Genomic DNA, 26,157 nt, shown 5'->3' with positions numbered 1-26,157 from the left:
TCCATTTTTCCTTTTCGGCCTTCTGTCGACGAGTCCCGGGGGGTCAGTTCGTCATGAAGAATTCGTCCATCCGCCAGATACCGAACTGCGCGCCCGGATCCCAGCCGTAGAAGGCGTCGACGGGGACATTCCTGACGTGGTCACTGACAACCACCGGTTGCCGGACGCCGTTGACGATGCCGATTATCAGCGTCTCCCGGGCGTGGATTTCCAGCATCTTCTTCCAGATCTCCCGGCGTTCGGCATCGGAGCCGGACGAAAGCCAGCGCTTGTAGAGATCGAGCAGCTCCTGGGCGGGCGGATAGTCGACCGGTTCGCCGGACGCCGCCTTGCTCTCCCAGTAGTCTCCCCAGGCCGGCCAGAGCAGCGAGGAATCGCCGTGGACCGGCGCCAGCTCGTCCGGGGCCATGTCGGCGGTGGCGATGCCGTTGTCCCAGCCCGACCAGACGCCCATCACCAGATCGCCGGACAGCGCGCGGTTGAAGATCACGTCGCGCTGCGAGGGCTTGGCGTACAGGGCGATGCCGATCTTCTTCCAGTCGCCTGCGATCAGTTCGAGGACATCGAGCTGCTCCTGGCTCTCGCCCGCCGTCTCAACGATGATCTCCAGCGGCCGCCCGGAGGGCATCAGGCGGATGCCTTCCGCATTGCGCTTTGCCAGCCCGAGATCGTCGAGCCGCTTGTTGGCGCCTTCGATGTCCAGGGTCGCGTGCTCGATGCGAAACTTTTCCTCAAACAGCGGGCTCTCGGGCAGGACGGTGTTGTTGCCGGGCTTGCCGAGGCCGAGATAGATCGCCCGGTTGATGTGGTCGCGATTGATGGCGAGCGACAGCGCGTGCCGAAACCGCGCGTCGCGCAGCAGCTTGCGCCATTCGGGATCCTTCACGGTGAGGTTCGGATACAGCGCCACCTGCGAGGCATAGGACAGCGGCCACAGCAGCGTCTTGTAGTGCTGGTCGGCCTCGCCGCGCTTCAGCACGGTGGCATCGGACAGCGACAGGCCGCGGGCCTGCAGGTCGCTTTCGCCGGCCTGGGTCTTGGTCGCCACCAGGCGGCCGTCGGCGACCGACATGACGATCCTGTCGATATAGGGAAGCTGCTGCCCCGCGGTGTCGACCCGGTGGTAGTAGGGGTTGCGCACCATGACGAAGCGCTGGCCGTCGCCGTCGGACTCCAGCACCCAGGGCTGCAGCGTCGGCAGGTCCGGATTGGTGGCGTCGTACATCTCGTCCATGCCGTTGTGCACCGCCGCCCAGCTAGAGGCGCGGTACTTGTCGACCAGTTCCTGGATCTTGGCTTCGTCGCCGTACCTGGTGTGGAACTGCCTGAGGTAGTGCGCCGGACGGTAGATGAACGGATCGCGGGCCGCGGCCAGCGTCGGCAGGAACAGCGGGTTCGGACCGTCCCAGCTGAACCGCACCGTCGTCTCGTCGATCACCTCGAACGTCGGCGGCTTGCCGTCGACCAGCATGAAGGGATCCGGGCCGGAGGGGGTCAGCGAGGGCTCGTTGACGATGTCGTCCCACCAGTACCGGATGTCCTCGGAGGTGAACGGCTCGCCGTCGGACCATTTGTGGCCCTCGCGAAGGTGCAGGGTGAACACCCTGTCGTCTTCGACCTCGACGCTCTCCAGGATGTCGGGGACGAGGTTCAGCTTCCCGTCATAGCCGACGAGGCGTGCATAACCCCAGACGTTGATCAGGCGCGCGTCCTTGGCCCGCCCGATCAGCGTTTCGAGGTCTCCGCCGTGCTTGCCGATCTCGCGGCCCTGCGCCTGGAGATCGACCACCAGCGGTTCCCTGGGCAGCCGCTCGGCGACCGGTGGCAACGCGGCCGCATCGTGCGTGCGGCCGAGCGACTCGGTCTCCTTGTATTCGAGTGCTGCGGCCGGATTGAAAGCAAGAGCCAGTGCGAATGCCATACCGGCACCCAATGCACCTGCGCGACTCCACATCGACAGTTCTCCTCCAGTTACGCCGCCGCGGCCTTCGAAAGCCCGGGGGCGAGAACGAAATGTCCCGGCGCGACCTCGGTCAGCTCCGGAGCCGGACCCGGCAGCGGCGTGAACGGGTCCGGCCAGGCTGTCGGGTTCGAGGCACGGCCCGCCGACAACTCCTCGAAATCGAGGAGGTTGTCGAGGCTCGGCTCGGGGACGGCGGCCAGCAGCGCCTGCGTATACGGGTGCCGGGGATCCCTGATCAGCGACACCTTGTCGGCGAGTTCCACAACCATGCCCCGGCACATCACGGCGACCCGGTCGGAGATGTAGTCGACGACCGCGAGATTGTGGCTGACGAAGATGTAGGTCAGCCCCAGCTTGTCCTGCAGATCCTTGAGCAGATTCAGGATCTGCGCCTGCACGGAGACGTCGAGGGCGGAGACGGGTTCGTCGCAGAGGATGACTTCCGGACCGAGCGCCAGTGCGCGGGCGATGCCGATGCGCTGGCGCTGTCCGCCGGAAAAGGAATGCGGATAGCGGCCGAGATGCTTTTCGTCGAGCCCGACCAGTCGCATCAGCTCGCCGATCCGCTCGTTGCGCTCCTTCAGGTCGCAGGTCCTGTGGATGATGAACGGCTCGGACAGGATGTCGTAGATCGTCATGCGCGGATTGAGCGACGAGAACGGATCCTGGAAGACGACCTGCATCTTGCGCCGGTAGGCCATCAGGTCGGCCCCCTCGAGGGTGGCGATATCCCGCATCTCGCCGTTGATGGAGAACGAGATCGTCCCGCTGTCCGGCTCCAGTGCCCGCAGGATCGCCATGGCCGTGGTGGTCTTGCCCGAGCCGGATTCGCCGACCAGTCCCAGGCACTCGCCGCGCATCACGCTGAAGTCGACGCCGTCCAGCGCCTTCACCGTCCGGGCGCCCTTGAACGGTCCGCCGCTGCGCAGCAGGAAGCTCTTGGAAATTCTGTCGACCTCGATGATCGGCTCGCCGCGCTTGCCGGTATCGGCGCGCGGTTTCATCAGGTGGCCGCTCGTTTCGGGCTTGATCTCGCGCAGCGGGACCAGGCGCTCGTCCTCCTTCATGTCGAAGCGCGGCACCGCGTGCAGCAGCGCCTTCAGATACGGGTGCCGGGGGTCGCGGAAGATTTCGTCGACAGGCCCGGATTCCATGATCCGGCCGCGGAAGATCACCACCACGTCCTGGGCCATGTTGGCGACGACGCCGAAGTCGTGGGTGATCAGCAGGATCGACATGCCGAGTTCCGACTGCAGCTGGTTCATCAGCCGCAGGATCTCCGCCTGGATGGTGACGTCGAGAGCCGTGGTCGGCTCGTCGGCGATCAGCAGCGCCGGCCGGCAGATCAGCGCCATGGCGATGACGGCGCGCTGCCGCAGGCCGCCGGACAATTCGAAGGGATAGGTGTCGAGCGCCCGTTCGGGATCGGGAAACTGCACCAGCCGCAACATGTCGCGGGTTGCCGCGCGGGCCTGCTGGCGGGTCAGGCCGAGATGCAGCCTCGCCGCCTCGCCGATCTGGTCGCCGACCGTGTGCAGGGGCGACAGCGAGGTCATCGGCTCCTGGAAGACGATGCCGATCCGGTTGCCGCGCAGGTCGCGCATGGCGGAGCCTTCTGGATCGAGCCCGGCGATGTCGGTTTCCTTGCCGTCTGCCGGGTCGCGGAACAGGATGCGGCCACCGGTGATCCTGGCGGCGGTCGGAAGGATACCCATCACCGCCTGCGATATCACGCTCTTGCCCGAACCCGATTCGCCGACCAGGGCGGTCGTGCGCCCCGGTTCGACGGCAAAGCTGGCGCCGTCGACGGCGCGCAGCCCTCCCTCCATCGACCGGAAGTCGATCGTCAGATCCTCGATCGACAGAATCGCCACGTGCCCTTCCCCCGTTCGTCGGCCATGATTGTGATGGGCGGCCGCCACTGTTTCTCGGCAATGTTACGGCGGAATAACACGGAATGGAAACTCATTGCGCGGCCTATCTTACTTGTTTGCAAACGCCAATTGGCGATAGAGATGCCGCCGGTCGAGGCCGCCTGCTCCCGTGGCCCGATGACCTGCCGCCGATCGTGACGCGGGCGGCCCGTTCCGGCTGGCGCGACCGGCCTCACCCCGACTGGAGCCCTGACCGGAGCGATTGAAGACCCAGCATGGCCGAGCAGACTTCCGTCCCTGCGCCCGGCGCAGCCTACGCCGATCGGCCGATCCTCGTTACGGGGGCGGCCGGCTTCATCGGCTATCACGTTGCACGCCGGTATCTGGCTGCCGGACGACGCGTGGTCGGCATCGACAACCTCAGTCCCTATTACGATCCGAAGCTCAAGACGGCACGGCTGGCGGAACTGGGCAGGTTCGACGGCTTCCTGTTCCGCAAGGTGGACGTGGCCGACCCATCGGCGATGGCCACGATCTTCGAAGCGCACGAGCCGACACTGGTGCTCCATCTGGCCGCGCAGCCCGGCGTCCGTCACTCGCTTCACAAGCCGCACGACTACGTTTCCGCGAACCTTGCCGGATTCCTCAACGTACTCGAAGGCTGTCGCCACCACGGGGTGCGCCACCTGGTCTACGCATCGTCCAGTTCGGTGTATGGCGCGGTGACCGCCGAGCCGTTCAACGAGCACCTGCCCGCCGATCATCCCGTCTCTCTGTACGGCGCCACGAAACGGGCGAACGAACTGATGGCGCATTCCTATTCGCACCTGTTCGATCTTCCGGCGACCGGCCTGCGGTTCTTCACCGTCTACGGACCGTGGGGACGGCCCGACATGGCGCTGTTCCTGTTTTCGAGGGCGATCCTGGCCGGCGACCCGGTCCCGGTGTTCGGCCAGGGCAAGATGCGGCGCAGCTTCACCTATGTCGACGACATCGTGGAAGGCGTGGTGCGCATCGCCGATCGCCCGGCAGTCGCCAGCACGGCCTGGAACGGCGGCGATCCCGATGTCGCCACCGCTGCGGCGCCCTGGCGCATCTACAACATCGGCAGCGACCGCTCCGTCGGGCTCGAGGAAATGATCGACACGCTCGAGGCAGCGCTCGGCAGGAAGGCGGTCCGAGACTACCAGCCGATGCAGGCGGGCGACGTGCGCGCCACCGCAGCCGACGTCGCCGACCTGTTCGAGGCCGTGGGCTATCGCCCCGAAACCTCGCTGGAGGAGGGGTTCGCCCGGTTCGTTGCGTGGTACCGGTCATACTACCAGACGTAGCCGGCAGGTGATCCGGGGGCGGGACGGGACCGTATACGATCCACCGCAGTTCATACGGACCGCCCAGAATGAAGATCGCCGTGATCGGCTCAGGAATTTCCGGACTGTCGGCCGCCTGGCTGCTGTCGCGGGATCACGAGGTGACCCTTTTCGAACAGGGTCATCGTCTGGGCGGCCATACCAACACCGTCGACATGTCGCTTGCCGAGGGCGACGTTCCTGTCGATACGGGCTTCATCGTCTACAACGAGGAGAACTATCCCAACCTGACGGCGCTGCTGGCGTATCTGGGCGTCGAGACGGTGCCGGCCCGGATGAGCTTCGCGCTGTCGTTCGGCAACGGTGCCTACGAGTACTCGGGCTCGCTCGCCGGATTCTTCGGCCAGCCGGCGAACGCGCTCGATCCGGGTCACTGGAAGCTGTTCTTCGAGATCCTGCGCTTCTTCCGGGAGGCGCCGGCCGCGATCGAGCGCGACGAAGGACCCCTTACGCTCGGCGACGCACTGGCCTCTCGCGGCTATTCGCGGCGCTTCGTCGAGAGCCATCTGCTGCCGATGGCGGCGGCGATCTGGTCGACGCCGATGGACCGGATGCTGCAATATCCGGCCGGATCGTTCCTGCGCTTCTACCGCAATCACGGCCTGCTCCGGCTCATCGGCCGGCCGCAGTGGCGCACCGTCGCCAATGGCGCTCGCGAATACGTTCGGCGGCTCGTTTGCGACGGCCGCATCGACGTGCGGCCGGACAGTCCCGTCTCCGGTGTGACCCGACGCGGCAGCCGGGTGTATGTCCAGGTACGGGACGCGGCGCTGCATGCGTTCGATCACGTAATCATCGCCACTCACGCCGATCAGGCGCTGCGCTTGCTGTCCGACGCGGACGATCTGGAGCAGGACCTGCTCGGCGCCTTCCGCTACCAGGCGAATCGCGCCGTTCTGCATACCGACCGATCGTTGATGCCGCGCCGGCGCCGGCTCTGGGCCAGTTGGAACTACATGAAGGTGGACGACGGCGCCGAGACGGAGATGTGCGTCAGCTACTGGATGAACAGCCTTCAGAAGCTCGCAACCGACACCGATGTCTTCGTGACCCTCAACCCGCCCCGGATGCCGGATCCCGGGCGGACGCACGGAAGCTTCTCCTACGACCATCCCGTCTTCGACGGTCGCGCGGTGGCCGCACGCGAGCGGCTCTGGTCGTTGCAGGGCCGCCGCCGCACCTGGTTCTGCGGCAGCTATTTCGGCGACGGCTTCCACGAGGACGGCATCCAGTCGGGCCTGGCCGTCGCCGAGCAGGTCGGCGATGTGCGCAGACCCTGGTCCGTTCCCGACGAATCCGGACGCATACGACTGGTTCCTCCGGCCGTAGGCGTCCAACTTCCGGAGGCGGCGGAATGACCGCGTTCTCGTCCTCCCTCTACGACGCGGTCGTCGTCCACCGCCGCCTCCGGCCCGTTGTCCACGAATTGCGCTACCGCCTCACATACGCGCTGCTCGACCTGGACGAACTGCCCGAACTGTCTGGCGCGTTCAGGCTATTCTCCTACAACCGCCTCAACCTGTTCTCGCTGCACGACCGTGATCACGGTCCTGGCGACGGCACGCCGCTCCGCCGTCACGTCGACCGGATCGTCGCAAAGGCCGGCCTGGCCGGTGAGATCCGTCGGATCAGCCTTCTCTGTCTGCCGCGGTTTGCCGGCTATGTCTTCAACCCGCTCAGCATCTACTATGCCTTCGGAAGCGGCGACGAACCCCGCCTCGTCATATACGAGGTGTCCAACACCTTCGGCGAGCGCAAGACCTACGTCCTGCCGGTGGAGCCGCCGGCATCGGGACCGATCCGGCAGAACTGCGCGAAGCGCTTCTACGTCTCGCCGTTCAACGACACCCGCGGCCGGTACGATTTCCGGATTGCCGTGCCGGACGAGCGGGTGCGTGCCGGCGTCTCGCTGTCGGACGCGGGCGGCGGCATCCTGGACGCCCATCTGGTGGGGGCACGGCGCGAGATCAGCGACAGACAGCTCGCCGTGACCGCCTGGCGGCACCCGGCTCTGACATGGAAGGTCATCGGCGGCATCCACTGGGAGGCCCTGAAGCTCTACCTGAAGGGCTTGCGTCCGGTGCCCCGCCCGCCCGCGCCCGACGTTCCGGTCTCCTACCTGCCGACGCCGCTTGAACTGGAGGGGTCGCCCCGATGAGCCTCGCCCCATGAGCCTGACATGCCTGTCGGCCGAACCGACGCGGCATCGCGGACCGGTCGGCCACCTGCTCGACCGGGCGGTGATCGCAGCGACCCGGCGCGCGCTTGCCGGTTTCGAGTCGGCTGGCGTCCTGACCGTGACGGCACCGGACGGTCGGAGGTTCCGGCTCGACTCCGGCCGGCCCGGCCACCGAGCCGAAATCGACTTCGCCAATCTGCGGATCATCCCGAAGGCGATCCGGCGCGGCACGATCGGATTCGCCCAGGCCTACATGGATGGCGATCTCACGACGCCGGATCTCGTGACGTTCCTGCGCTTCTTCATGAACAACGAGGCCCGCTTCGGCGAGGCGGGGTCCGGTCTGTTCAAGGTGCGGCTGCCCGACCGCTTCTACCATCGCAACCGCGCCAACACTCCTGAAGGTGCGAAGCGGAACATCTCCGAGCACTACGACCTGTCGAACGATTTCTACCGGCAGTGGCTCGACGCGGGCATGACCTACTCCAGCGGCTATTTCGAAGGCGGCGCCAACGACCTGGAATCCGCGCAGCACGCCAAGTACCGCAAGATCATCGACGCGCTCGATCTTGCCGACGGCGGCGAGATCCTCGAGATCGGCTGCGGCTGGGGCGGATTCGCGGAGGTCGCTGCGGCCGAATTCGGCGCCCGCGTCACCGGGATCAGCCTGTCGCGGGAACAGCTTGCCTATGCCCGCGCAAGGATCGCCGCCGGCGGCCTCGCCGATCGCTGCGAGCTGCTGTTCCAGGACTATCGGGACACCCGGGGGTCGTACGACCGGATCGCCTCCATCGAGATGATCGAGGCGGTCGGCGCGGAGCACTGGCCGACCTACTTCTCGACCCTGTCGAACCGCCTGCGCAGGTCCGGCATCGCCGCGATCCAGGCGATCACGATCGCCGAGCCGTTCTACGACTCCTACCGCCGCGGCGTCGATTTCATACAGCGCTACATCTTTCCAGGCGGCATGCTGCCGACCGCCGGCATCATCTCTCGCGAGGCCGCCGCCGCCGGCCTGGCCCTCGACGGGATGGAGACGTTCGGCGCAAGCTACGCGCGCACCTTGAGGGAATGGCGCAGCCGCTTTCTCGCCGCCTGGCCGGCGATCGCCGATCTCGGCTTCGACGACCGGTTCCGGCGCAAGTGGGAGTACTACCTGTCCTACTGCGAGGCGGGCTTCCTGGAGGGGCGGATCGATGTCGGGATCTACCGGCTGGTGAAGACCTCCTGACAGCTTAGCCGCTGCGGGCGGCTCAGCCCGTCGCCGCGACCCGGCGCATGATGGCGCGGTTGACCGCGCCGACCACCGGCACCCTCCGGTATATCTCGCCGCCGTCCCAGAAGTCGGCGTGCCGGCGGACGCGGCCGTCCGCGTCGAGGTCGACGCGGCTCATCCCCTCTATCGTCACGTGACCGAGGCGCCCGAGCCGGCCGGCATAGGTCCAGGTCAGGAGCCAGCGCGCGCCCGTACCCTGGCGGTCGTGGACTGCGAACGACAGGTCGGACACCTTCTCGAACATGTCGGCGAAGACGTGCCGCAGCGCCGGCTTGCCGGTGACGTCGTTGAAGGAATCGGTGAAGCGCACGTCGTCGGCGCAATGGACGAGAACATCGTCGATCGTCTCCGGCCGCATCGCCTCCAGGGCCGCCACATAGGCGGATATCGCAGTCGGTTCCATGCTCAGCGCGCCACGAAGGTTCGAATGCCGGGAAAGTAGACGGGATACGGCAACAGCCTGGCGAGTTTCATGAGCCAGGTCAGGCGCCGCGGAAAGGCCACCTCGAACCTGCCGGTCGCCAGGCCGCGGATCATCCGGTCGGCCGCCTCTTCCGCGGACATCAGGAACGGCATCGGGAAGTCGTTCTTCGCCGTCAGGCGCGTCTCGACGAAGCCCGGGTTGACGACGCAGACCGTGACGCCGCTGCCGTCGAGTTCGCACCTGAGGCATTCGGCGAGATTGATCAGCGCCGCCTTCGTGGGGCCATAGGTCGCCGCCTTGGGAAGCCCGACATAGCCGGCGACGGAGGCGACGATGGCGATCTGCCCGCTGCCGCGCGCCCTGAACGCCGGCAGGACCGCGGCGATCGCGTTGACCGCACCGAGGTAGTTCACCTCCATGTTGGCGCTGAACGCCGCCGGATCGAAGCTGTCCGGTTCGAACGGCTCCCATATGCCGGCCGAAAGCACCACCAGGTCGATCGGGCCCAACTCGTCGTCGATCGCCGGCACCGCCTGCAGGAGACCGTCGCGGTCGGTGACGTCTAGGGGATAGGCGGCGATGCCGCCGCGCCCCTCGTCGGCGAGCGCCGACAGCTCCGGCCGGCTGCGCGAGGATGCCGCCACCCGGACCCCGGACGCGGCGAGGCGGCGGGCCGTCGCCCGTCCGATTCCGGAACTCGCCCCGACCACCCACGCCGTCTTCCACGGCAACGTCTTCATGACCGGCCTCATCGTCAGATGCGCAGGTAAGGCTGCAGCAGCCGCGCGATGCGGCCCTTGAAGCGCGTCGGCGCCTCCAGCGCGACAAGGCAGACGCAGTCGACCTCCGAATCGACCATCGGCGAATGTTCGATGCTCTCGTCGAGATCGGCCACGTCTCCCGGCCCGTAGCGCCCGGTCTCGTCGGAGTAGGATCCGTCGAGGACCATCGTCAGTTCGGTGCCGCCATGACCGTGGTCGGGCATCGACTTGCCCGGCGCGATCTTGAGAAGCATCAGGCTGCCGCTGCCCGGCGATACGGTGATCTCGTGGCTGCGCACCCCCGGCGCGATCCAGCGCCAGCGAATATCGTCGAGCCCGGCGCCGAGCCGGCGGGCGAGGGGGGCGGGAACGCGCGCGTCGGCAACGTCCGGGAGCGGCTCCGGCGTGGCGACGCCTCCTGCCCGCGTTTCGATCCGCGCCATCGCCCTGTCGAGGGCGTCGGCAGCGATCTCCGCGGCGCTGCCGGAGTCCAGCAGGGCGCCGCCGACCGTCTCCGCCGTGCGGATCCCGTGCCGGCACCGCGGGCACAGCGCGACATGCGCGGAAACCGCCACCGCCAGAGCTTCCGGCAGGGTTCCGGCCGCATAGCTCAGCAGGGTCGCATCGTCGGGATGGTGCCGGATCGTCAAAGTTCGCTCTCCAGCGCCTGCCGAAGCTTGTTGTATGCCAGCCGCATCCGGGACTTCACCGTGCCCAGCGGCAATCCGAGCCTGTCGGCGATGTCGTGCTGGGACAGGTCGTCGACGAACGACAGCCGGATCACCTCCGCCTGGTCCGTCGGCAGCCGCTTCATTGCCGCGGCGACCAGCCGGCGCTCCTGGCCGGCGATAACGGCATCGTCCTGGGCCACGACGGTACGCCCGGTGTTGGGATCGTCCTCGGCGATCTCCAGCCCGTCGACGTCGTCGAAATGCTGGACGGATTCGCGGCGCAGCTTGTCGATCCTGAGGTTGCGGGCGATGGTGAATATCCAGGTGGATGCTGATCCGCGGCCGGGATGATACATCGACGCCTTGGTCCAGACCGTCAGCATGGTGTCCTGCATGAGCTCCTCGGCGAGTGCCGAGTCGGCGCCCTTGCTCATCAGGAAGCCCTTCACCCGGGGTGCGAAATACACGAACATCGCCTGATAGGCCTGGCGGTCGCGGTTCGCGCCGATCCGCACGAGCAGATCCGTCATGGCCTCTTTGCGAGGAACCATTCCCGATTCGTTCGTGGAGTCCGACATTCGAAGGGCCGCGTGCACGTCCAGGGCCTCTTGTTGATACCGCAGGTTGCTACGAGATGGAAACTTTGTCGGATCACCGGGCCGACTGTGTCGCCAGGTCAAAACATGCCGTTACGTCAGTATTGATAGTCCTCGAAAGCGGCGACGTATCCATTGCTTGATGTGCCGGCATGTGACAAATTCACATGCGCGAACATGAATGCGGTCGCGACCGGCGGGAGGTCTTGGGGCAATCACACGTACGACCGGCTTTCCAAAGTAAACGTATGATGTGATCCAGTCGAAATTCTGCACCGTATCGGGAATCTGATGCCCGTGCCCCCAACCGGGTATCAGTAGGCCGCCCCGTTGTAACCTGCGCGGGGCGGCCGCCTTTTTCCGGCTCCAGCCAGTCGCAATTCGCCGGATCGCGGGATAGTGTTGCTGCATTCGTCAAGAGAGGCAGCCACATGATCCTCGTCTATATTGTACTCGCACTCATCGTCATTGCAGCACTCTACGCCGTCGTCATCTACAACTCCCTGGTTTCGCTGAGGACCCGCGTCTCTGAGGCGTGGAGCGACATCCAGGTTCAGATGAAACGGCGCTACGATCTAATCCCCAATCTCGTCGAGACCGTGAAAGGCTATGCCCGGCACGAGGCCGGGACGCTGGAAGCCGTCGTCGAGGCCCGCAACCGTGCCATGGCCGACGACGGCAGTCCGGCGCATCAGGCCGAGACCGAGAACATGCTCCAGCACGCGCTGAAGAACCTGTTCGCGCTGGCCGAAGCCTACCCCGACCTGAAGGCCAACCAGAATTTCGCGCAGCTCCAGAGCGACCTGACCGAGACGGAGGACATGATCAACCGGTCGCGGCGCTTCTACAACGGTTCGGTTCGCGACCTGAACATCAGGATCGAGCAGTTCCCATCCAACATCGTGGCCGCGCAGTTCGGGTTCGAGAAGCGCGAGTTCTTCGAACTCGACGAGGCGGAGGCCGAGGCGGCGTCCAGACCGGTCGCGGTATCCTTCGACTGATCGCCAGCGACGATGCGCATTCTTGTCTCCGCACTGCTGGTGCTCGCCGCAGCGCTGCTGCCGACCGCACTGGCCTCGCCCGCACACGCCCAGGATACGCTGACCCGCGAGGTGATCCGCACCTACGACGTCCGCATAGCGGTCCAGCAGGACGGCGCCGTGCTGGTCACCGAGGACATCGAGGTTGTCGCGCTGGGTCGCGAGATCCGGCGCGGCATCTATCGCGACATTCCCGTCGGCGGAGTGGGGCTGCTCGGCATCGGCCGGCCCTCCTTCGACCTTGTCCAGACGCTGCGCGACGGGCGGCCGGAGCCGAGCCGGATCGAGCGCAGCGGCGGCGCCGTTCGAATCTATCTCGGCGACGCCGGCGTGTTCCTGGAACCCGGCGTCTACCGCTACCGGATCGTCTATCGGATGGGGGATCAGGTCCGTCGCTTCGACGGCGTCGACGAAGTCTACTGGAACGTCACCGGCAACAACTGGGCATTTCCGATCGAGCAGGCAACCGCGGTCGTGGTGCCGCCGCCGGGAGCACCCGTCAGCCAGCTCGCCGCCTATACCGGCTATCGCGGCGAACAGGGCGAGGACGTGGTGATCGGCGAGGCGAGGAACGGCGATCCGCAGTTCCGGACCACGCGCACGCTTGCGTCCGGCGAAGGCCTTACCGTCGCCGTCGGCTGGCCGCCGGGATATGTCGACCCGGAGTCGGGATCCCAGCGCCTGGCACGCTGGATCGAGCGGTGGGGTGCGCTGGCCGCCGCCGCCCTGACGCTCGGGATCGTGCTGATCTACTATCTGGTCGTCTGGTTCCTCATCGGCCGCGATCCGCCGAGAGGCACGATCATTCCGGTCTATCATCCCGAAATGCCGCCCGCCGCGATGCGGTCCGTCGAACGGATGGGCTTCGACTATACCTGCGTTGCCGCGGCGATCATCTCGCTTGCGGTCAAGGGCCATCTCAAGATCAGGGAGGCGTCGAAGAAGCAGACGCTCGTCGCGCTGCCCGATGCGGATGCCCGGCAGCCGATGTCCGACGGCGAGGCGGTGCTCTACGACGAACTGTTCGATACCGGCGAGGAAATCGTCATCCAGCGCACCAGCCGCTCGCGACTCACGGCGGCGTCGAATGCCCTCAGGAACCATTTGCGCAGGACCTACGACAGGATCTACTTCAAGCGGAACTTCGGCTGGTTCGTGCTCGGCGTGGTGGTGACGATATTCGGCTGGTTCGCGTCGGCGCTCATCTCCGTCCGGCATGTCGAGTTGTTGTTCCTGGCGATATTCCCGACGGTCTTCGCGGTGGTCCTCGGGACGGTCTTCGTCAAAGCCTGGCGATCCGTGCGTGACTACCGCAGGTCCAGCAGCATCGTCGCCCTCGTCGCCTCCATCATTCAGGTCGGCGTCATCGGCTTCATGGTCCTGTCGCTCGGCGGCTTCTTCATCGGAATCGGCACCCAGATGGGCCTGGTGCCGTTCCTCACTCTCATCGTCATCGCGCTGCTGAACGTCGTGTTCTGGAACCTGCTGAAGGTGCGCACGGCGATCGGGCGCAAGGCTATGGACGAGATCGAGGGCACCCGCCTCTACCTGACGGTCGCCGAGGAAGACCGGCTGAGGTTCGAGAACCCGCCGGACAAGACTCCCGAGCACTTTCATGAGATGCTGCCCTACGCGATCGCGCTCGACGTCGAGACCGAGTGGACCGACCAGTTTGCCGCGGAGATTGCGGCGGCCCATGCGGCCCAGGGATCCGACCCCTACCTGAAGCCGTCCTGGTATTCGGGATCGCGCGGCAGCGGCTTCCGCGACGCGGGCGCCCTGCGCAGCGTCGGCGCAAGCCTCGGCAGTGCATACGGGGCGGCGACGGTGACGCAATCCAGCGGCAGCTCCGGATCGTCCGGCGGGGGATCGTCGGGCGGCGGTGGCGGCGGCGGTGGCGGCGGCGGCTGGTGAGGGCGGCCACGCCGGGCCGGCCGCCCGGCCGTTGACACCGCAGGACCCCGAAAGTAGTCGAACGCGCGGAGATCGTCGCAATGCCGGCACGGCGTCGACCTCCCGTGCAGCCAGGGCGACACGCCTCGCGAAGCAGGTCAGGAGTGGCGAATGAAAAGCGGGCCGGATTTCATCTGTATCGGCAGCCAGAAGGCCGGGACGGGCACGCTGTACAACATCCTGCGGGCTCATCGCGATTGCTCGATGCCTCGCATCAAGGAACTGCACTACTTCGATCTGCAGTCCGAGACGAGAATCTTCACGCGCGTCACCCAGCGGCTCGAGAGGCTGAAGAGGAAGGCTGCGCAGAAGAGCGGCTTCGAGAACCACGCCCGGTTCGTCGACATCTATCTGGACGCCGCCTTGAACGGGCGGACCGATGTCGAGACCTACCGGCGGATGTTCGACACGATCAACGATCGGGTCACCGGCGACGTGACGCCGTTCTATGCCATCCTGCCGGAGGACAAGGTCGCCGGCATCGCGGCCGGGCTGCCCGAGGTGAAGATCCTGTACGTCATCCGCGACCCCGTGTCGCGCCTGTGGTCTCACGCGCGCATGCTGGCGGAGCGGTCCGGCAGGCCGATCACGAGCGACCTCCGGACATTCGCACAGTTCTGCGACTGGGACGATGTGAAGGCCCGTTCCCTGCAGAGCCGCACGATCCGGCTATGGCGCGAACATTTCGGTGATCGTCTTCACATTCTGTTCTTCGACGACCTCAGGGACCGGCCGGAGGAGTACCTGGCGCAGGTCGCGACGATCCTCGGCATCGGCGGCAACCCCGACGACACCTCGAGCGACCTGCACGAGAACAGGAAGGCAAAGCCGTCAGAACCGATGCCGGACGATATCCGCCGCCACGCGCGGGAGGTCATGCGGGAGGAATACGAGCAGCTGGCCGACCTGGCCGGGGGCCACGCGAAGGAATGGCTCGAGAAGGTCTCGCGACCGCGGGTAGCGGTCGCGGGTGCCCCTGCCGCCACGTGAGGCTCCTTCGTGAGGCTCCTGCGGGAGGCTCCGGCCGTCCCGTCCCCACGTCGCATCGTCACGAACGAGCATCTGCCGGCGCTTCGTTGTCCGGAGCCGGGTGCTCGTTGTTGTCCGCCAGATACTCCCTGATCTTCTCCGCGTACCACGCCGCGGCAAGCCGGGCGCCGTCTTCGTCCAGATGGCTTGAATCCGAATAGAGAGACTGCTCGCGCAGGAATTTGTACAAGTCGGGCGACCAGGTGGACAGTTCGGTGCCGAATTTGTCGGAGAATTCCTGCCTCTGCTCCTTGCTGACTTGCCTGTCGTGCAAGGTGTTGACGCTCATGAAGATGATCTCGGCGCCATTGTTCCGGGCCAGATCGATGGCGCTGTGTGCCATGTTCATCTGATACGCCATCACGTTGTTGAGGAAGTTGGGATAGAACGGCCGCAGTCCCTTCCTCTCGATCCGCCTGCTGATCTTCTTAACGTCCTCCCGCTTCGGCAGGGCCAGGGTCGGGTCAATGACATCGGCCTGTTGGGACTGCGGCGGACATCCCGGCCACGGCTTGCTCAGGCCGCCTTCGAGAAACGCCATGCGCAGCTGCAGGGCATCCCAGAACGCTCCGATGGATCCGTGTTTCGATGCCGCCTCCGCGTAGTCGTAATAGTCCTGCAGCGGCATCACGCGGCCCATCTTTTCCAGGATCTTCCATTGCAGACCCATGCGAGGGCGGCTCATTTCGGCGACAATGAGCCGGACGTGCCTGCGCTTCAGCAGATCCGCAAGCAGGATGTCCATCACCGCATCGGAGGGACCCGTCTTGGACAGATCGACGATCGTCAGGTCCTCGCCGGTCATCTCCCGGTAGGCGCTGGCAATGCTGAATCCGTCGACCGACCGCGCCATGCGGGACGACCCGAGGAACAGAACGTCGATGTCCCGGTCGTCGCAGAAGATCGGATCGGCAAGCTCCCTGAACTCGTCCGCGTAGCGTAGGTAGCGGGTTTCCGGCAGAAGGATTGCCGCGCAGAGCAGGGCCGCCGCGACCGCAAAGGCGGCAAGCCAGCGGCCCTTCCGTGTCACCCGCTGTCGGGCGAGGTCGGGTTCGGCCGGCTCTTTTGCTGGAGGCTGCCCGTGCGGTTCGTTCATTGCCTGACGACCCGGACCGGTTCGTCGAACGCCGCTGCCGCGGCGCGCTGCCGTGCCCCCGTTTCGCTATCGTTCATAGTGCAGGTACTGGCTGATCTTCTCGGCAAACCAGGGCGCGACGAGCTTGGCGCCGTACTGGTCGAGGTGGTGTTTGTCCATGTAGAGATATTCGGATTTCAGGGTCTTGTCGATTGCGGCCGGCCATGTCGCCAGTTCGGCTCCCATGTGCCGGCGGAACCGCCTCTTGGCACTTTCCGAGACCTGGTCGACGAACATGTTGTTGAAGTTCACGAACAGGATCTCCACGTCATGCTGCCTGGCCTTGGCGGCCAGTTTCTCGGCGACGCCGACCGACAAATGGTTCTGCGGGCTCAGCAGCCTGTCGCTCGGAAACGCCTTGCCCCGGACCTTCTTGGCCTGCCGGACCAGGTCCTCGAACTCCGGCTTCTTCGTCAGCGATTGCGTCTCGTCGTAGACACCTCGCCCGCCGAGCGCGTCGTCGCATCCAAGCCACAGCCCGCCAAGCGCGGCCTCCAGGAACCGCAGCCGGACCGAGAGGAAGTAGCCGATCTGCTCGACCGGCATGCGTTTCGGGATGCGGTCGATCTGCCGGTAGAGATCGCGTCCGCCAAGGACGTTGCCGACTTTCGTTATGAACGACCAGTACTTGTCCGACAGGCGCGCGGCGTTGAACTCGACGATCACCAGCCGGACCCGCCTGTTCTCCAGCAGTTCGTCCAGCAGCGCCTCGAAGACGATCTCGGTGGGGCCGACCCGCGACAGGTCGACGATCGACACGTCCTCTCCCGTCAGGTCCCTGTAGGACGCGGCGACCTCGTGGGCGTCGACGCCCCAGGCCATGCGCGACGTGCCGATGAAGGCGACGTCGAGGACGCCGTCCTCGCAGAAGATCGGCTGCGCCAGGCCCCGGTAGCGGGCCGCGTAGCGGACGTTCGGCAGTTCGGGGAGCAGCATGGCGGCGAGCAGCAGTCCGGTCAGTCCCAGCAGCAGGCCGACCCTGTGGCCGCGGCGCAGCCGCAGGCGCTCCCTGGCCTCCGCGTCCGCGGAGGGGCGGCGATCCTCGTGCGGCGGATCGCCTGCCGGCATCTACCCTGTCTCCCGCGACGGCGGGCCGGCGGCATGAACGGCGGCCGGCGGCACGGTCAGGTCCTCAGCACGGTCGTCGCCCAGGACAGCCCGACGCCAAATCCGGACAGCAGCACGGTCCGGCCCCGCAGGTCGCCGGAGGCGGCCAGGTCGCTCAGCACGGCGGGAATCGTCGACGACACCGTATTGCCCGTCTCCCCGATGCGGATCGGCACCCGGGCGATGTCCAGCCCCATCCGGCGGGCCAGCAGCGTCAGCATGTAGCGGCTCGCCTGGTGGAAGACGAACAGGTCGACGTCGTCGCGCGTCAGCCCGTTGCGCTCCAGGCAGCGGTCGACGGAGTCGGGAACCCGCTCCAGCATAAAATTGAGGATCTCGCGGCCGTTCATGTGCAGGCTCGGCACCTCGTCCCCCGTCTCGTCCGGCGCCTCGTTTTCCGCCGGGATTCCGTCCTCCGCGGCCAGGGCGCCGGGGAGCGGCGGGCCCTTGTAGGTGAGGTGTTCGGCCCCCGACCCGTCGGTTCCGTAATCGAACCGGCCGAGACGGTCGATGCCGTCGCCGTCGACCAGGCTGCAGGTCGCCGCGTCGCCGAACACCGTGACCGTCGCCTTGTCGCGTCGGCGCATCATCTTCGAGTAGGGATCGCAGGTGACGATCAGCCCCCTGCGCATGCCCGTCGCCATCAGCCCCTTGGCGACAGACAGCGCATGGACGTAGCCGGAGCAGCCCAGCGAGATGTCCAGCGCCATCACCGTGGTGGGAAGGCCGCAGGCTGTCTGCACGCGGGCGCCGAGGTGGGGAAGCCGCTCGTCCGGCGTCTGCGTGACGGTGAGCATGAAGTCGACGTCGCCCGTGGCGATGCCGGTCTCGTCGATCAGCTTGCGCACGGCGGCAGCGGCCAGGTCCCGCGCCGTCTCGTCCTCGCGCAGGAACCGGCGGCTGTCGATCCCGACCTTGCCCCGGATGAATTCGGGGTCGGAGCCGGTCCACTCGGCGATTTCCTCGGCCCCGACTTTCCACTCGGGCAGTGCAACGGATATATGCTCGATCAATTCGGTACCCTCGCGGATGTCTGGTCCCTGGATGGAGCCGCGGCGGCCAGCGGCGCGCAGCCCGTGTCTTTGGCGAAGACGTTGATGCTCTTGTACAATCCCTCGTCGCCGTAGTCTTCGATGGCCTGCTTCTGTCTGGATTTCTGTCGGTCGGTGATGCCCTTGAGCGGCTTCGGGTCTGCGGTGACCAGATGGAAGTCGCCGGGCTGTGCCCGCACCGCGTCGAGCAGTTCCGACAGGCCGTTCAGGTCTGCGGCGGCGAGCAGATAGTCGTTCGCCGGCCCGCTCTGCCGGGACGGGTCCAGGCGCAGCACGTCGGGGGCCAGCTGGTACATCAGGCCCGTCGATCTCCAGATTTGCCGAAGCGAGAGCCACTCGGCGGCCGGAAGATAGTCCAGCCGCACCTGTGTGTTCCTGCGATTTGGAAACCACGTCCGGTTGCCGAGTTGCACGACGACGGGCGAGGTCGTGCGCAGGCCGAGCTGCTCCACGACGGCCGCCAGGTTGTCGAAGTAGGACGGGTGCACGCGGATGAAGGTTGCGCCGGAGTCCGGACACGCCGCCCGGACCTTGCTCTGGAACCACTGGTTGCCGAGGATGACGGGCCCGGACCGGCCGGAGAAGCGCTGGAGATCGTATGCGGTCGCATCCGTCAGGCTGCCGCGGTCCGCGAGGCGCTTGGCTTCGACGAACATGCCCGTCTGCCGCAGCACGTGCGCGGTTCCCATCACCAGCGCGATCGCGACCAGCAGGTGGACGAAGGACCGCATCGCCTACAGTTCCACGTACAGGAACGTCACGTCGGACAGGGGCCATTGCGTCAGGATGGCGAGTATCGCCAGCGCCAGCGGCAGCAGCACGATGACCGCCCTGAACTCTCTCCAGAACCAGTGGATCGCCGGCGACAGCCTCATCCGAACTCTCCCGTCGCAAAGTCCGACAGCGCCGCAACATAGGTCATCGTGACGAACCATCCGAGGCCCTGCAGCAACAGGTTGAGGACGCGGTGCTGCTCCGATCTGGCCCACAGCGCCCGGATGCGGTGATTGCGTTGCATCCAGGCGATCGCCGCCAGCGCCAGCCCGTGCGAGATGCCCCAGACCAGGTACTGCCACGTGAAGGCGTGCCATGCGCCGATGAAGGTGAAGGCTAGGACGATGCCGAGGTATCGGCGGCCGGTCCGCCGGACATAGGGATGATAGCCGAGGTTGTTGGTCACCCACACCAGGCTCATGTGCCAGCGTTGCCAGAACTCCTGCGGGGTGCGGGCGAGCCACGGCTTGTTGAAGTTCTCCTTGCTGTCGACGCCGACGAACCGGCTGACCCCGACGGCGATGTCGACGTATCCGGAGAACATCACGTAGATGTTGGCGAGCCCCGCCCACACGGAGAAGACCCAGAACAGCCACCCCATCGATCCGTCGGCGTTTTCGGCGAACACCGACGGCAGCTGCGAGGTGATCTGGGGACCGAGCCAGGCCACCTTGGCGATGCCGATGATGATCCTCTTGCCGCCATCGGCGAACTCGGCGCCGGTCGGAAACCGGCAAAGCGCCGGCAGGTTGATCCGATCGGCGAACTGGATCGGGCCGACGACCAGCGTCGGGAAGAAGACCAGCGACAGGACGACGTCCACCGGCCGGAAGATTTCCTTCGGGTAGCGCCAGTTCCACAGCACCGTCCCGAGCGTCCGGATATAGATGAACGAGGAGAACAGGATCGCCAGGAGGCTCTGGTCGCTGAGGATGCGGCCGGCGACGAACAGCAGCGTCACGGGCAGTGCGCCGTAGAGGAACCACCGCTTCGATTGCAGCCATACGTAGACCGCCGCGTAGGCCGTCATCACCAGGAGGAAGACCAGCGTGTCCGGCGAGGCGATCCAGGCGAAGACAAGCGAGAACAGCACCGTGTTCGCGAGCACCAGGCGCGGCGAATTGAGCAGATGCGAGCCGTAGTGCCCGATCAGGTAGGCCAGGATGAACACCGTGGCCGTCATGAGGTTGTCGAAGACGATGGTCATGACGCCGTTCCGTCGTCCAATACCCGGCTGAAACAGTCCGCGCTTCGGTCTTTGATGCAGGGCCGGTCCTGCAACCCGGGAGATCCGGCGCGGTCGTGATGAAGCGCGGTCCCCGGCGTTCCCGGCCTGTGGCTTTCAGGGTGAAATGCGTGCGAAGAAGACTTCCCCGATGACGTTGCCGTCCACCAGCACTTCATTGGCACTGGACTGCGTGTCGCGCAATGCGGTCGTCCGGACCTCCAGTGCCCGGCGTGTGTCGTCGGCGACCAGTTCCCGGAGGGCGTCGACCGAGGGCGTGCGGAGCCGTGTGTAGATCCACTTGCCATCGGAGGTGACGTTGCGCTCGTGCAGCGTCTTGATGAGGTAGATCGCCGCACTGAAGAGTTCCGGACCCGAAACGGCTGAAATCCGTGCGAGCTCGCCGCCGAATTCCTCGTGACCCTTGAAGTCGGCTTCGGGATCTTCGGGTGAGCGCTCGGCCTCGCTGGCGTCCTCCTCGTAGACGAAGGCGGCGGGCGTCGGACCGCGCAGCTTCAGCGAGGCGGCAGCGCCTTTGGCCATGCCCGGATCGCCGGCCGCCACGAACCGTCCGGTCCTGGTGGTGAAGCGGGGAAACCCCAGATCCAGGAAATCGAACGGACCCTCGAGGCCGGGCAGAACCTCGGTAAGCACGTGCATCGTGAAATCCACGCCGCGAATGTAGTCACGATGTCCGTAGACGAGGGGCCGGAACGGTTGCAAGGCTACTTTGCGTTGCGGATAAAGTCGACGAGATTGCCGACGACCTGAAGATTCCGGCTTTCCACCTCCTCGTCGGGAATGGTGACCTCGTAGCGCTTCTCCAGATCGAGCAGGAACACGGACCAGTCCAGCGAGTCCAGGATCTCCGCTTCGATCAGATCGGTGCCGCGGTCGATCTGGAGATTCGCACGTCCCGTGGTCGCCGCGGCAAGCTCGCTTATCGTCGCCACCAGCGATGCATCGTCCAGTGATTGTCCGGCTTGTTCGGTCAAACTACGCACTCCTGCAGAATACGGGCCGCGACGCCGCGACCCAGGGGATCATCGCATGCAGACGTCGCTAATCCAGATGGACGGCCGGTTCAAGCCCGCCGTCAGGCGCTCACCGGCCCGCGGTGTCGGGCATCTTCTGCGCTTCGACGATCATGGCGGTGCCGAGCTGGGACAAGGCGTCCTTGTGAAGCGTCAGCGTCAATGGCCCTTCGGGAGTCAGTATCGCGACAACGCAGACTGAGGGTTCGTCAGGGTGCGGGTTCAGCTGGTAGCGAAGTGCCGGCTGCAGCACCTCGGAGCGGACGTAGCCCTTTCGCGCCTTCGGGACGTTCTGTTCCATTGCATCGCCTCTCGTCTGTTCCGGGACCCGTTTCGGGCATGATCCCGGGGCACGCGAGGCGTGTGTCTCATCAAAGCGCATTCGACGCAAGTGAAAGCCCTCGGAGTGCCGCCGCAAGGGCGCGGCGCACGGCTTCACCGGTCCGGCACGCGGGCGACGGCGCTGCGGCGCAGCGACTCGTATTCTTCCGGTGTCCCGCAGAACACCACCTGATGCGGTTCTATCAGCTCGTAGAAAATCCGCCGACCGGCGGCGATCGCCAGATTGTAGAGCGGTGCGACATATCGCTCGCCGCCCTGAAGATCCTCGACCTTCTTGTCGACCGTCAGGTCGTACAGGTCCAGGAACAGGTCGGCGGTCCTGAAATAGTAGAGGCCGGTGCTGCAGAGATCGGAAATCCGGACTTTCTCGGCGACCTCGACCGCACGACCCACCGGCCGGTCGGGGTCTTCCGGCCGCACGAACGACCACCCCTCGCCGTCAGCGCGCACCACCTCGAGGTATCCGTCGACCGTGGCGAGGTCCAGCCCTGGCGGCCGTCTGTAGCCGGGACGGAAGGTGTCGATGTTGAAGATCGTCAGGCTGTCGGAATGGTCCAGCCGGGACAGCCGAAGGCCGATGTCGACGGTTTCAGCCTGGCCGGACGTTTCCGCCTCCAGGACCACGATCTCATGCTGGCGGAGGCCGGGGTGCAGCGTCTTCAGTTCGGCTTCGATGAACGCCGGCGTGGCGGCCTCCGACCGGCAGATGAACAGGAACGGCTCGGTGTCGAAGAAGCGCGAGAATCCGGACACGGCGTGCGAGAAGACGGTTCGCCCGCCCAGATCGAGCATGTATTTGGGCTTTTCATAGCCGGCGCGCCTGAAGCGATTGCTCAGCCCCGCCATCGGAAAGACGATCATTCGAAGCTCTTCAGCAGGGCATGCAGGCGGATGCCGTTGGCCAGGAGGTGTTCCTGCCGCTCGGGACTGTCGGCATGCAGGGGAAGCATCGACAGGAACATCAGCGCGGCCCACGCGTGGAGTTCGGCTGCATCGATGCCGAAGCGCGTCGCGGCGCTTTCGACGAAATGACCGCGAAGCGCGTCGTGCATGTCGTTGAACGCGATGCGGAAGGTCCAGTCTGTCGCGGTATTCTTGTGAAGGGATGACCGTCCGGCGAGAATGTCGTCGTATCCTCCCACGACGCTGTGAGCCATCTTTCCCAGGTCGTAACGCCAGTCGCCGTACAGGGCCGGGGATCCGGTATCGACATGTCCCCTCGGGTCGATTGTGACGATCCTCTGGGTCGAAAAATCGAAGAATATGTTCCCGAAGAAGAAGTCGCCGTGGAAGAATGCGATGTGCTCCGGGCGGGTACGCGGCAGCGAGGCGAGTATGTCCTCGGCGATGACCCGCAGGCTGACGTTTTCGCAGCCGTTGACGGAGATGCCGCTGTCGATCGAGAGGCCGCACGCCTTGCAGTAGGCCTCCAGCCGGCGCCACGTCTTGCGCACGACGACGTTCTCGAAAAATCCGCCCGCATAGCCGTCAGACAGGTCGGGAGCGTTCTCGTCAGGCCGGACCGCCTGGCATTTTTCCAGGAACTCGAAGCATCTGTTCAGGATCATCCGCCAGCTGTGGGCGGTGTGGTTGCCGAACACCAGCAGATCGCCGAGTGTTGGAAAGTGCAGGTACTCTATCTCGTACCCGGCCTGGGATTCCTCGTTGAGCCGTCCCAGAAAGCGCGGCGCGTGGAGCTTCAACCGATTGGGCAGGTTCTCGAACCAGTGTGCCTCGGCCTCCATCTTCGCGGCGTCGTGCGAGCGCTTTCGGATCGAGTAGCCGTCCGAATCGAGGGAATTGGACATGCGCGCGACCAGCAGCGAGCGTCGCGATTTGTAGTACATCGCCAGATGGCCGAAATCGTACCACTCGCGTGCCTCGACCAGGGCGACCGGCCGGCAGCCCGAATACGCCGTAAGGGCCTTGGCGAACGAGCCGGTGGCGAATGCGTTGCGGAGCGCGCCCATGTCGGAGAACTTGAAGTACCCGCAGACGACATGCTGGTTGTCCGTGTCGGAGGGATGGTCGGTGAAGGTCAGCCCCTGCGGGGTCTCGACCGAATAGGTCCACGGGTAATCGAGCGGCGTGTCGTGGACGACCACGATGTCGTCTGCAGTCAGATCCTCCGGCTCGACATCCACGAAGGTGTCGCCGAACAGGATGCGAAGGCTTTCGCCGGCGGACGTGCGGTCCGCGACTTCGAGTACGGCCTCGTTGAGCGATATCGTCTCCGGCAGGAACAGCAGCCCGACGCCAAGCCTCTCGAGCATCTGCCGGTCGGATTCCTGGAGCGAATATCCCTCGGGCAGGGTCATCAGCACGGCTTCCGCCTGCGCCAGCATGACCTGCCGGGCGAAGAATCGCTGCGAGCCGATCGGAAGGAATGAAGGCGGCAGGGCCCCGTAGTGAAGTCTCAGTTCCGGGTTGATGTACTGGCCCGACAGCACGGCGAGCATAGGGAATCCTGCCTTCCTGGGAGCACGGAATCCGGACGCCCCGGACGTCGATCCGCCAAGTCTGCCTCGACAATCGGTCGTAGCGAACGGGGGCCACTGGTGCTAGAAAAAACAGCACCTTATCCGAGTTTGAGTTTCATCAAACGTATCGATGAATACATCCTACAGTCGAAAATTCGATCTTCGATTTCCGGATGGAGCGCGCGTGGCAACGGCCGGAAGCGACTTCGCACGGACTATCCGCCGGGAGCTGATCTCGCGCAACTGCAACTATTTCGATGCCGAACCCGCACCCGCGATGCTGCCGCCGCAGCGGCACGACGAATTCGGATTCGGTCAGTTCTCCGCCCGCTACGGCCGGATTCCGACGGTGGCCCAACTCCGGCAGCTTGCCGAACGCGCGTTCGGGCTGCGCACGTTCGAGGAGACGATCTGGGAAAGTGACGGCCGCTTCTACGATGTCTTTCGCCCGGTGGTCGAGCCGAACGGCTATGTCTCTGCGGAAGAAGTCGGCCATTGCCGCGACAGCCATCTTCGCAATGTGCGCCGGCTGTTCGAAGAGGCGCATGTGCTTGTTTTCGCGCTCGGCCGGACGGAAGCCTGGCGATCGCGCGCCGACGGCCTCGTCCATCCGATGCGGCCGGGCACGGTCGCCGGCACTTTCGACCCGGAGACGTATGAGCATGTCGTCTTCGCGGCCGATGACGTCGTCGCGGATTTCGAGGCCTTTATGGCCATCGTCCGCGGCGCAAACCCCGACATCAAGTTCATCCTGACCGATTCCCCCGCGTCTGCCGTCGAAATGACCGATGACAGGAGCGGGACGAGCGCCACGAACTCCGCAAGAGAGGTGCTTCGGACCGCCGCGGAGACCCTTCGTGCCCGCTACGACTGCATCGACTACCTGCGTACCGGCGAACCCGCGACCTCCTCGGACGTCCCGTTCGCCGTCCGGACGGGGGACGGTCGGCTGGACGAGGACCTGGAAATGGCGATGGATGCGTTCTTCAGCGAGCATGGCGAAGGCAGCGTCGAGATGCTGGCCGGGGCCGAGGACCCGGCGCTGAGACTTGCCCGCGAGGCAGCCGAGATGCTGATGGCGCGGCAGCAGGAAATCTGCGACGACCTGATGACCGAGGCGGCGAAGGGCGAGGACCGAGAAGGCCCCTCATGAATCCGCGCCTCTTCGTCTTCGGCGACAGCCACACCAACCCCATACTGCAGGGATTCCGGGCGCTCGGTCCCGGCATCTCGGTGCGCGGCGGACGACTGCCGCTGATGGGGCTCTACTGGCCGGCATGCTTTCATACCGGCGCGGATCCGCTGCGCTTCGTGGGATCGGACACGCAGGCCGAGTTCCAGCGCTATGCCGCATCGGCGGGGTTCGATGGCGGCAACGTGCTGGATGTCGGGCTGCCGATGGTGACGTCCCTGTCCGGCATGACCCCGACCGCCAACTTCTTTTCATGGTACGAATACCATCCCGTTCCCGGCGGCGCCCGGTACTTCATGTCGAGCCAGTTGCTCGCCGTCCAACTCGACCACTACTACACGCATATCCTCGACTTCTACCGCCGCCTGGCGGAGGCGGGGAAGACCGTCCTGTTCGTCGTGCCGCCCGCCCTGCGTTCGAACGAACTGCATGAAAGCGAGCTTTTCCACGAGGTCCGCCACCACATCACCACCGCTGTTGGGGCGGTTGGGGTGCAGATCGTGGATGTGACCGAGACCACCTGCGATCCGTCCGGTATGCTGAGGCGGCAGTACTGGTCCGACGTGGACGGCGACATCTTCCACGCCAATGCGGAGTGGGGCAGGGAAGTCGCCGGGCAATGCTGCCGACTGCTCGGCCTGCAGGTATGAGTGGACGGGCGCCGGTCCGCTCCGAAAGGA

General features: G+C 65.7%; 26 protein-coding genes. 9 read left to right on the top strand and 17 right to left on the bottom strand.

Annotation, left to right across the window (positions count from 1 at the left end; all coding sequences use genetic code 11):
- Positions 1-43: 43 nt before the first annotated feature.
- Both V3328_RS13070 and V3328_RS13065 read right to left on the bottom strand, forming a co-directional pair.
- Positions 44-1,954, bottom strand: coding sequence for an ABC transporter substrate-binding protein (locus tag V3328_RS13070; protein WP_340330119.1), 1,911 nt, complete (start codon positions 1,952-1,954; stop codon positions 44-46).
- A gap of 17 nt (positions 1,955-1,971) precedes the next feature.
- Positions 1,972-3,792: an ABC transporter ATP-binding protein gene (locus V3328_RS13065; protein WP_452304561.1), complete on the bottom strand. Its 1,821-nt coding sequence runs from the start codon at positions 3,790-3,792 to the stop codon at positions 1,972-1,974.
- Between the two features lie 320 nt (positions 3,793-4,112).
- On the opposite strand from V3328_RS13065, the gene V3328_RS13060 reads away from it, so the two are divergent.
- The 4 genes from V3328_RS13060 to V3328_RS13045 all read left to right on the top strand — a co-directional run bounded on the left by V3328_RS13060 (position 4,113) and on the right by V3328_RS13045 (position 8,617).
- Positions 4,113-5,168: an NAD-dependent epimerase gene (locus V3328_RS13060; RefSeq protein ID WP_340330117.1), complete on the top strand. Its 1,056-nt coding sequence runs from the start codon at positions 4,113-4,115 to the stop codon at positions 5,166-5,168.
- A 68-nt stretch (positions 5,169-5,236) separates the two neighbouring features.
- Entirely contained in the window at positions 5,237-6,565 is a 1,329-nt protein-coding gene (locus V3328_RS13055) for an NAD(P)/FAD-dependent oxidoreductase (RefSeq protein ID WP_340330116.1), read from the top strand.
- Positions 6,562-7,365: a DUF1365 domain-containing protein gene (locus V3328_RS13050; protein ID WP_340330115.1), complete on the top strand. Its 804-nt coding sequence runs from the start codon at positions 6,562-6,564 to the stop codon at positions 7,363-7,365. Before V3328_RS13055 ends, V3328_RS13050 begins: the two co-directional genes overlap by 4 nt.
- A gap of 10 nt (positions 7,366-7,375) precedes the next feature.
- On the top strand, positions 7,376-8,617 hold the full coding sequence (locus V3328_RS13045; protein WP_340330114.1) for a class I SAM-dependent methyltransferase: 1,242 nt from the start codon (positions 7,376-7,378) through the stop codon (positions 8,615-8,617).
- Between the two features lie 22 nt (positions 8,618-8,639).
- On the opposite strand, the gene V3328_RS13040 is transcribed toward V3328_RS13045, so the two are convergent.
- Genes V3328_RS13040 through V3328_RS13025 form a run of 4 tightly spaced genes read right to left on the bottom strand, consistent with a single transcriptional unit; the run spans position 8,640 to position 11,048 of the window.
- A complete protein-coding gene (locus V3328_RS13040) occupies positions 8,640-9,065 on the bottom strand; it encodes a nuclear transport factor 2 family protein (RefSeq protein WP_340330113.1) in 426 nt (141 codons plus the stop codon).
- 2 nt (positions 9,066-9,067) lie between these two features.
- Positions 9,068-9,826 (bottom strand): SDR family NAD(P)-dependent oxidoreductase, encoded by a 759-nt coding sequence (locus V3328_RS13035; protein ID WP_340330112.1) that lies wholly within the window; start codon positions 9,824-9,826, stop codon positions 9,068-9,070.
- A 14-nt stretch (positions 9,827-9,840) separates the two neighbouring features.
- Positions 9,841-10,497: a ChrR family anti-sigma-E factor gene (locus V3328_RS13030; RefSeq protein ID WP_340330111.1), complete on the bottom strand. Its 657-nt coding sequence runs from the start codon at positions 10,495-10,497 to the stop codon at positions 9,841-9,843.
- Positions 10,494-11,048, bottom strand: coding sequence for a sigma-70 family RNA polymerase sigma factor (locus V3328_RS13025; protein ID WP_340330110.1), 555 nt, complete (start codon positions 11,046-11,048; stop codon positions 10,494-10,496). The genes V3328_RS13030 and V3328_RS13025 overlap by 4 nt, the downstream gene beginning before the upstream one ends.
- Positions 11,049-11,545: 497 nt before the next feature.
- On the opposite strand from V3328_RS13025, the gene V3328_RS13020 reads away from it, so the two are divergent.
- The 3 genes from V3328_RS13020 (at position 11,546) to V3328_RS13010 (ending at position 15,097) form a co-directional block, all read left to right on the top strand.
- Positions 11,546-12,115: a LemA family protein gene (locus V3328_RS13020; RefSeq protein ID WP_340330109.1), complete on the top strand. Its 570-nt coding sequence runs from the start codon at positions 11,546-11,548 to the stop codon at positions 12,113-12,115.
- 12 nt (positions 12,116-12,127) lie between these two features.
- Positions 12,128-14,068: a DUF2207 domain-containing protein gene (locus V3328_RS13015; protein WP_340330108.1), complete on the top strand. Its 1,941-nt coding sequence runs from the start codon at positions 12,128-12,130 to the stop codon at positions 14,066-14,068.
- A 150-nt stretch (positions 14,069-14,218) separates the two neighbouring features.
- Positions 14,219-15,097 carry a sulfotransferase gene (locus V3328_RS13010; protein ID WP_340330107.1) on the top strand — a complete coding sequence of 293 codons (879 nt, stop codon included), beginning with the start codon at positions 14,219-14,221 and terminating at the stop codon, positions 15,095-15,097.
- A gap of 58 nt (positions 15,098-15,155) precedes the next feature.
- On the opposite strand, the gene V3328_RS13005 is transcribed toward V3328_RS13010, so the two are convergent.
- From V3328_RS13005 to V3328_RS12955, 11 genes are all read right to left on the bottom strand, one after another.
- Positions 15,156-16,232 (bottom strand): hypothetical protein, encoded by a 1,077-nt coding sequence (locus V3328_RS13005; RefSeq protein ID WP_340330106.1) that lies wholly within the window; start codon positions 16,230-16,232, stop codon positions 15,156-15,158.
- Between the two features lie 66 nt (positions 16,233-16,298).
- Complete coding sequence (locus V3328_RS13000; protein WP_340330105.1) at positions 16,299-17,339, bottom strand: hypothetical protein; 1,041 nt, start codon at positions 17,337-17,339, stop codon at positions 16,299-16,301.
- Positions 17,340-17,395: 56 nt separating this feature from the next.
- On the bottom strand, positions 17,396-18,391 hold the full coding sequence (locus V3328_RS12995; RefSeq protein WP_340330104.1) for a ketoacyl-ACP synthase III: 996 nt from the start codon (positions 18,389-18,391) through the stop codon (positions 17,396-17,398).
- Positions 18,388-19,161, bottom strand: a complete 774-nt coding sequence (locus V3328_RS12990) for a hypothetical protein (protein ID WP_340330103.1) — start codon at positions 19,159-19,161, stop codon at positions 18,388-18,390. Before V3328_RS12990 ends, V3328_RS12995 begins: the two co-directional genes overlap by 4 nt.
- Before the next feature lie 3 nt (positions 19,162-19,164).
- A complete protein-coding gene (locus V3328_RS12985) occupies positions 19,165-19,305 on the bottom strand; it encodes a hypothetical protein (RefSeq protein WP_340330102.1) in 141 nt (46 codons plus the stop codon).
- A complete protein-coding gene (locus tag V3328_RS12980) occupies positions 19,302-20,411 on the bottom strand; it encodes an MBOAT family O-acyltransferase (protein WP_340330101.1) in 1,110 nt (369 codons plus the stop codon). Before V3328_RS12980 ends, V3328_RS12985 begins: the two co-directional genes overlap by 4 nt.
- A 135-nt stretch (positions 20,412-20,546) precedes the next feature.
- Positions 20,547-21,089 carry a hypothetical protein gene (locus V3328_RS12975; RefSeq protein WP_340330100.1) on the bottom strand — a complete coding sequence of 181 codons (543 nt, stop codon included), beginning with the start codon at positions 21,087-21,089 and terminating at the stop codon, positions 20,547-20,549.
- Between the two features lie 65 nt (positions 21,090-21,154).
- Positions 21,155-21,424, bottom strand: a complete 270-nt coding sequence (locus V3328_RS12970) for an acyl carrier protein (RefSeq protein WP_340330099.1) — start codon at positions 21,422-21,424, stop codon at positions 21,155-21,157.
- Positions 21,425-21,533: 109 nt separating this feature from the next.
- Positions 21,534-21,764 (bottom strand): hypothetical protein, encoded by a 231-nt coding sequence (locus tag V3328_RS12965; protein ID WP_340330098.1) that lies wholly within the window; start codon positions 21,762-21,764, stop codon positions 21,534-21,536.
- Positions 21,765-21,898: 134 nt separating this feature from the next.
- Entirely contained in the window at positions 21,899-22,666 is a 768-nt protein-coding gene (locus tag V3328_RS12960) for a glycosyltransferase family 2 protein (RefSeq protein WP_340330097.1), read from the bottom strand.
- The gene (locus V3328_RS12955) at positions 22,663-24,264 is read right to left on the bottom strand and encodes a phosphotransferase (protein ID WP_340330096.1); all 1,602 of its coding nucleotides are present in this window, start codon (positions 24,262-24,264) and stop codon (positions 22,663-22,665) included. The genes V3328_RS12960 and V3328_RS12955 overlap by 4 nt, the downstream gene beginning before the upstream one ends.
- A gap of 205 nt (positions 24,265-24,469) precedes the next feature.
- On the opposite strand from V3328_RS12955, the gene V3328_RS12950 reads away from it, so the two are divergent.
- Complete coding sequence (locus V3328_RS12950) at positions 24,470-25,438, top strand: GSCFA domain-containing protein (protein WP_340330095.1); 969 nt, start codon at positions 24,470-24,472, stop codon at positions 25,436-25,438.
- Positions 25,435-26,127, top strand: coding sequence for a hypothetical protein (locus V3328_RS12945; RefSeq protein WP_340330094.1), 693 nt, complete (start codon positions 25,435-25,437; stop codon positions 26,125-26,127). Before V3328_RS12950 ends, V3328_RS12945 begins: the two co-directional genes overlap by 4 nt.
- Positions 26,128-26,157 lie beyond the last annotated feature (30 nt).

Source organism: Microbaculum marinum, from assembly GCF_037855135.1.
Lineage (GTDB): Bacteria > Pseudomonadota > Alphaproteobacteria > Rhizobiales > Tepidamorphaceae > Microbaculum > Microbaculum marinum.
This window is presented reverse-complemented; position numbering and strand designations above follow the sequence as displayed.

What these genes read in the sequence shown, in the direction of transcription:
- V3328_RS13070 (WP_340330119.1), bottom strand. Translation starts at nt 1,954, where the DNA reads ATGTGGAGTCGCGCAGGTGCATTGGGTGCCGGTATGGCATTCGCACTG.
- V3328_RS13065 (WP_452304561.1), bottom strand. Translation starts at nt 3,792, where the DNA reads ATGGAGGGAGGGCTGCGCGCCGTCGACGGCGCCAGCTTTGCCGTCGAA.
- V3328_RS13060 (WP_340330117.1), top strand. Translation starts at nt 4,113, where the DNA reads ATGGCCGAGCAGACTTCCGTCCCTGCGCCCGGCGCAGCCTACGCCGAT.
- V3328_RS13055 (WP_340330116.1), top strand. Translation starts at nt 5,237, where the DNA reads ATGAAGATCGCCGTGATCGGCTCAGGAATTTCCGGACTGTCGGCCGCC.
- V3328_RS13050 (WP_340330115.1), top strand. Translation starts at nt 6,562, where the DNA reads ATGACCGCGTTCTCGTCCTCCCTCTACGACGCGGTCGTCGTCCACCGC.
- V3328_RS13045 (WP_340330114.1), top strand. Translation starts at nt 7,376, where the DNA reads ATGAGCCTGACATGCCTGTCGGCCGAACCGACGCGGCATCGCGGACCG.
- V3328_RS13040 (WP_340330113.1), bottom strand. Translation starts at nt 9,065, where the DNA reads ATGGAACCGACTGCGATATCCGCCTATGTGGCGGCCCTGGAGGCGATG.
- V3328_RS13035 (WP_340330112.1), bottom strand. Translation starts at nt 9,826, where the DNA reads ATGAAGACGTTGCCGTGGAAGACGGCGTGGGTGGTCGGGGCGAGTTCC.
- V3328_RS13025 (WP_340330110.1), bottom strand. Translation starts at nt 11,048, where the DNA reads ATGACGGATCTGCTCGTGCGGATCGGCGCGAACCGCGACCGCCAGGCC.
- V3328_RS13020 (WP_340330109.1), top strand. Translation starts at nt 11,546, where the DNA reads ATGATCCTCGTCTATATTGTACTCGCACTCATCGTCATTGCAGCACTC.
- V3328_RS13015 (WP_340330108.1), top strand. Translation starts at nt 12,128, where the DNA reads ATGCGCATTCTTGTCTCCGCACTGCTGGTGCTCGCCGCAGCGCTGCTG.
- V3328_RS13010 (WP_340330107.1), top strand. Translation starts at nt 14,219, where the DNA reads ATGAAAAGCGGGCCGGATTTCATCTGTATCGGCAGCCAGAAGGCCGGG.
- V3328_RS13005 (WP_340330106.1), bottom strand. Translation starts at nt 16,232, where the DNA reads ATGAACGAACCGCACGGGCAGCCTCCAGCAAAAGAGCCGGCCGAACCC.
- V3328_RS13000 (WP_340330105.1), bottom strand. Translation starts at nt 17,339, where the DNA reads ATGCCGGCAGGCGATCCGCCGCACGAGGATCGCCGCCCCTCCGCGGAC.
- V3328_RS12990 (WP_340330103.1), bottom strand. Translation starts at nt 19,161, where the DNA reads ATGCGGTCCTTCGTCCACCTGCTGGTCGCGATCGCGCTGGTGATGGGA.
- V3328_RS12985 (WP_340330102.1), bottom strand. Translation starts at nt 19,305, where the DNA reads ATGAGGCTGTCGCCGGCGATCCACTGGTTCTGGAGAGAGTTCAGGGCG.
- V3328_RS12980 (WP_340330101.1), bottom strand. Translation starts at nt 20,411, where the DNA reads ATGACCATCGTCTTCGACAACCTCATGACGGCCACGGTGTTCATCCTG.
- V3328_RS12975 (WP_340330100.1), bottom strand. Translation starts at nt 21,089, where the DNA reads ATGCACGTGCTTACCGAGGTTCTGCCCGGCCTCGAGGGTCCGTTCGAT.
- V3328_RS12965 (WP_340330098.1), bottom strand. Translation starts at nt 21,764, where the DNA reads ATGGAACAGAACGTCCCGAAGGCGCGAAAGGGCTACGTCCGCTCCGAG.
- V3328_RS12960 (WP_340330097.1), bottom strand. Translation starts at nt 22,666, where the DNA reads ATGATCGTCTTTCCGATGGCGGGGCTGAGCAATCGCTTCAGGCGCGCC.
- V3328_RS12955 (WP_340330096.1), bottom strand. Translation starts at nt 24,264, where the DNA reads ATGCTCGCCGTGCTGTCGGGCCAGTACATCAACCCGGAACTGAGACTT.
- V3328_RS12945 (WP_340330094.1), top strand. Translation starts at nt 25,435, where the DNA reads ATGAATCCGCGCCTCTTCGTCTTCGGCGACAGCCACACCAACCCCATA.